The sequence below is a fragment of the Hominenteromicrobium sp. genome, assembly GCF_046974225.1.
Classification (GTDB): domain Bacteria; phylum Bacillota; class Clostridia; order Oscillospirales; family Acutalibacteraceae; genus Hominenteromicrobium; species Hominenteromicrobium mulieris.
On record NZ_JBKWAE010000017.1, the window covers coordinates 4,074 to 9,246 of the forward strand.

Genomic DNA, 5,173 nt, shown 5'->3' on the forward strand with positions numbered 1-5,173 from the left:
CAGTTCCTTTTTCTCGCCCTGCGTGACCGCTGCACCATCCCCGGCTGTGATTTTCGGGGGCAGCTTTGCCGTCACGGTGGCAGCCTTGGTGATTTCCTTTATTGCCGCAGCGTCGGAGAAATACTTCTTGCAGCCGCCGCAGTACCAATACGCAATGTTGCCTTCTTCGGCAGCGGTGGCGGCCTTTGCGTCAATGTGTTTCAGGTCGGTGTGGTTGTTCGGGTCAAGGCTGCCGTAGCTTGCCTTGCAAATCTCACAGACGGCATTTTGGGTGCAGGTCGCTTTGCCGCCGGAGTGCTCCGCGTAGCCTTTCTTTCCCGCGTTATCCGTCACATCGCAGTTTTCATTGGCACATTCATGCCAGTGATGCGTTGCATCGGACGTCCAATCGGACTTCCAGCTGTGGCCGGTGGCTGGAATCGGCTCTATTTTTGTTGCGCCGCACTTGGTGCAGCTATATGTCTCTTCGCCCGCTTTTGTGCAGGTAGGCGCTGTTGTTATCGTACCGTTGTCCCAAGTATGAGGGCTTACGTCATCCTTTATATCGCAACGGGAACACTGCTTCCAGTGCTCGTTATCATCATGTGTCCAACTGGTAGTAAAATCATGTCCCAGAGCATCGCCATATTCCGCACCGCAAACTGCGCATTTTGCTTTTTCGGTGCAGGTGGCCGTGCCGCCGGAGTGTTCCGCCTTATGAAACACCGCGCCGCAGGTGCAGACCTGCCAGTGTTCCGTTTCGTTGGATTTCCAGTCGTTACTCTGGTGGTCATGGGCGTCGCCCTGTCCCTTGAACACGGGCAGGGTTATTTTTGCCGCAGCCACATACTGGCAGCTGTCCCATGGAGAATTGTCGCGGTCAGCCTTAAGCAGCGCCAGCACCGTGTCGTTGGCGAAGTTTGCGGCGGTTTTGGACTCTGTTTTTGTAATGTTGCCATTACTATTGTTTCTGCCAACTGCGTTCAGGTTCGTACCGGCAAGATAGTAGCAGTTTTCTACAGTGCCAGAATTATTGCCAACGATTTCGCCAACAGCATAATTACCTTTAACCGTTCCAACATTGTAGCAATTGGAGATCGTGCCCATGTTAAGTCCCGTAACACCGCCAGTTCCCTTAATTGTGCCGGTAATTGTGCCAACATTATAGCAGTCGATGATTCTCGCATTGTTAATATTACTGCCAGCAATACCGCCAACATAATCGCTACTGCTGCCAGTAACGCTGCAATTGTTGCTGCAATTTTCAATCGTCGCAGCATCCAAAGCGCCGCCCACAATGCCGCCGACGTGACAGTCTAGACCCGTAGAATAATAATTATGGGATACGTTACCTGCCACTGTCAGGTTTTTAATCGTGCCGCCTTTTACAGCACCGAACAGACTGACATACCTGAATTTGCCCGTAACGTTCAGGCCGGAAACGGTGTGGCCGCCGCCGTCAAATGTGCCCTCGTAGTAAATCTGATTTCCTTCGGTATAGTTTCCGATTGGCGTCCATGCTTCGCCGTTCAAATCAATGTCTTCCGTCAATTCGGCGCAGATTTGGGTGTCTGCTTCCTTTGTTACATTATTCACCTTATCCCGGAACAGCTTTAACTGGTCGGCGGTGCTGATTTGATAGGGATAAGCTGCGGTGCCAAGGCCGTCCATGTAAACGGTGTTATTGCCGACCTTGTAGGGCAGCGCAATGCTGCCATCCACCGTGCCGCCGGTCATGGTAAAACTGGCACTGGGTTTGACGACAAACACACTGTTGCCGCCATTCACCGCCGTGCAGCTCGCGATGCTGCCGTCATTCATGGTGAAGGTGCTGCTACCGTCTACATATACACCGCCGCCTTGCTGGGCAGTGCAGCTGGAGATGGTGCCGCCATTCATGGTGAATCTGCTGGTGTTGCGTATCTTCACCGCACCGCCGTAGTTGCCGGCAGAACAATTTTCAATCGTTCCGCCGTTCATTAAAAAGGAAGCATTTCCCTTGATAAAGATCGCACCGGCATCGTCATCCGCTCTGCAGCCGCTGATGGTGCCACTGTTCATAATAAAAGTGCAGCCATCACCGATATCCACCGCACCACTGTCATCACTGGCTTTGCAATTCGTAATAGCGCCGCCGCTCATCTCAAATTTGCCGCCGTCTGAGATATCCACAGCACCGCCGTCACCGTCAGTCATGCAGTTTATGATGGTGCCGCTTTTTAAGGTCAGGATACCGCCGTTGATACTGAAGCCGCAGTTGTTATTTTGACCGTCAATTTTACCGCCGGTACCGCTGTCCTTTACCGTCAGATTTCCGTGTTCATTCACGCTGAATATATCATCGCACTCCGTATCACCGCATGTCAAAGTATAGCCGTTCAAATCCAGCGTGACATCAGGGCGGTTGACGGTCAGGGAGTTGCTGATGCTAATGTCCCCTGTCAGCTTGACGGTGTCGAATTTAACATCAGCAATAGCCGCAGTCAGTTCTTCCGCAGTGCTGACATCTTTTGCCGTCTCGTTTCCGCCAATTAACGACGTCAAGGCTGTCTCCGGCTGGGGGTCGGACACTTCCCCCTCTGGCTGGGGGTCGGACACTTCTCCCTCCGGCTGGGGGTCGGACACTTCCCCTCCGGCTGGGGGTCAGACACTTCCCCCTCCGGCTGCACTGCCGCATCGTCTGCGGGCTGGGCGCACTTTGCACAGTTCTCCGGCAAAGCGCCCTCTACGCCGCAGACAGGGCACTCTGTGTTCATTGCTTCTGCCGTGCAGGCTGTTTCACAGCTGCAAACAGGCGGTTCTTCCGTCTCGCTCTCGGCAAATGCCGTAGTCGGCACAAAGCAGAGCACCATGCACAGAGCAAGCAGGATACTGAATAATCGTTTCTTCATCTTGTTTCCTCCATTTCGCCGTTCTTTGACAGCTTAAAATCGTATTTCATTTCCAACATGGCAAACAGCTTATACATAACCTCTGTGGCGATTGCCTTAATATCTAATGACTGAATAAAGGCAAGCACCTTTGCCTGTTCTTCCTCCGATACACGATACACCCGCATCGCCGCCGTCAGAAAACGGCTGAGCTTGCGTTCCAACGGAAAATGAATATCACATTTTCTTGCCATATAGCTGCGCATCAGTCCCGCCGTGCCGATTTCCATCTCGTAAAAGTCACTCTCGGTATCATCGGGGAAATTTTCACCAAAAATCTGCTTCAGCTCTGCCGTGGTATGCAGGTAGATATACTCCGATGTTTCGGGCAGGGAATAGGCTTCAATGTAGATTTCCCGCAGGTTCTCGTTCAGCTCGGTCAGTGTCAGTTGGATCGCCGTTTCCACCGCATAGGCATAAACCGGCGGCAGCTTGCTGTCTGCAATGCTTCTTGCCACGCCGAACTGTCCGCCGAACATCGTTTCGGTCAATTCCAGCAAAATTCTGTCCTTGGTCGGAAACAGATTCAAATAGCTTCCTCTTGCAACACCTGCTTCGTCCACAATCTGACTGACAGAGGTGTTTTTATACCCCTGTTCCAGAAAGAGACGGACGCACACAGTCAGTATTTTCCTCTTTGTTTCACTGCTGTCTCTCCGCAAATATATCGCCTCTCTCCAAACGTTTTAGTACACATACCAATAATATCATATCAAGTGCAAAAAGGCAAGTGGAATTTGAAACTTCACCTCCGTAAATTGTGACATTTCCACAAACGCTGGCTTCTTCCATTACGATGTCCACCCGCATCGTGTATTCGTAGGGATGCAGCAGCCGGTCCCGGTATTTGTCCTGCTCGGCTTTCATTTTCTCATAAAGGCGAGCGTTGTAATCTGTTTCGTTCATAGCGAACACCTCCTTCAAAATAGAAATAGCCGCCTGATTTCTTTTGAAAACCAAGCGGCTATGTACGCTATATTCAGTTCGACAAACTGGAAGTTATCGCTGCGATTCCTCAAATTGATGACCGGGAATACAGACCTGAATCACAGAAATCATGTGCTCAATGGAATCCTCACAGTTCTCTTTCAGCCATTCATTGACAATTCCCATGATACCGTTTATATAAAACGGCATCATGTATTTTTGGTTAGGCAACGGAACGTGATACCGATTCAGGATTGGTATGAATACATGACGATTCAGGGAAAGATAAGCATCGTTCATTCCTAAGACGGACGCCTGTTCGAGGGTGGTACGGAATATCCGTCTGTGCTTTTTGATATAGTTCAAATACGGCGTCAGATACTCCGGCGTGATAAGATATAATTCTTCCAGCGGACGGGTTTGAATCTGCGACATAAACTCTGCTGTGTCATGCGGCATTGCCTCCACAAATTGATCGATGATGTATCGGGCGCTCTCTGCCAGAAGATCGCTTACGGTTTCATAATGCAGATAGAAGGTGGATCGGTTGACGCCTGCTTTTTCGCAGATTTCCTTCACCGTGATATAGGTGAAGTCTTTCTTTTCCAAAAGCTCCAAAAATGCCTCATCCATGCGGGCGGCAGTGGCAAAATATTTACTCTCCGAGCGATTCAAGGGGCTTCATCTCTTTCCTTTTTCTGCTATGAAGCAGCATAGATACGGCAATCAGAATCACAGCACCGTACACAATGGGCGGCAAAGGACATAGAATCCATTTCGGTGGGTGCAGAACCCGATACAGAATTACCTGTGTTCGCTTCACGACTTACCGCTCACTGATCTCTTTGGCCAATTCCATGATCTCAAAGGCATACTTCTGCTTGCCCTGTGCCAGCAGCTTCTTGTGAATCGGATAGTTTACGCCCATGCCGATCATCCCGACAACGCCGATTGCGATACCCAGCACAAAGCTGGAAGTTGTGCCGCTGCCGATCTGCCCCATGGCAAGGCACATTCCCATGCCGAATACAAGCGCCGAAATAATACCGAGGGTGTAGGTGAAAATAGTTGCGGGGAGTTTTGCTTTTGCGTCCAGCTTCCGCAGGGCGACCACTTTCGAGGTGTCCTTGGGTGCATATTCGTTGGCGAGTTGTTCTGCAAAAATTTTATCTGTGTTCATGGCTTATTGCCTCCTTCATTTGATGGCTTTATTATACCGTCAAATGAGTACGAACTGAACAACACGATTTGCAGTTTGTGTCGAGTTCAGTAAGTGAACAAATTCCGATTTGTCATTCTGATTTAAGCATATTATACGACGATATTGTGACTTTTTC

The 5,173-nt window shown here is 50.1% G+C and carries 6 protein-coding genes; all 6 read right to left on the bottom strand.

Annotation, left to right across the window (positions count from 1 at the left end; translation table 11 throughout):
* Positions 1–2,550: pectate lyase-like adhesive domain-containing protein (locus ACLTX1_RS11035; RefSeq protein ID WP_412330931.1), on the bottom strand; the 2,550-nt coding region annotated here is incomplete at its 3' end.
* Positions 2,520–2,870 carry a hypothetical protein gene (locus tag ACLTX1_RS11040; protein ID WP_277286047.1) on the bottom strand — a complete coding sequence of 117 codons (351 nt, stop codon included), beginning with the start codon at positions 2,868–2,870 and terminating at the stop codon, positions 2,520–2,522. The genes ACLTX1_RS11040 and ACLTX1_RS11035, both read right to left, overlap by 31 nt.
* Positions 2,867–3,529 (bottom strand): TetR/AcrR family transcriptional regulator, encoded by a 663-nt coding sequence (locus ACLTX1_RS11045; protein ID WP_277218651.1) that lies wholly within the window; start codon positions 3,527–3,529, stop codon positions 2,867–2,869. The genes ACLTX1_RS11040 and ACLTX1_RS11045 overlap by 4 nt, the downstream gene beginning before the upstream one ends.
* Positions 3,530–3,551: 22 nt before the next feature.
* Positions 3,552–3,815: a hypothetical protein gene (locus ACLTX1_RS11050; protein ID WP_277286046.1), complete on the bottom strand. Its 264-nt coding sequence runs from the start codon at positions 3,813–3,815 to the stop codon at positions 3,552–3,554.
* A gap of 93 nt (positions 3,816–3,908) precedes the next feature.
* Positions 3,909–4,511 carry a TetR/AcrR family transcriptional regulator gene (locus tag ACLTX1_RS11055; RefSeq protein ID WP_277218653.1) on the bottom strand — a complete coding sequence of 201 codons (603 nt, stop codon included), beginning with the start codon at positions 4,509–4,511 and terminating at the stop codon, positions 3,909–3,911.
* Between the two features lie 151 nt (positions 4,512–4,662).
* Complete coding sequence (locus tag ACLTX1_RS11060; protein WP_277218655.1) at positions 4,663–5,016, bottom strand: dihydropteridine reductase; 354 nt, start codon at positions 5,014–5,016, stop codon at positions 4,663–4,665.
* Positions 5,017–5,173 lie beyond the last annotated feature (157 nt).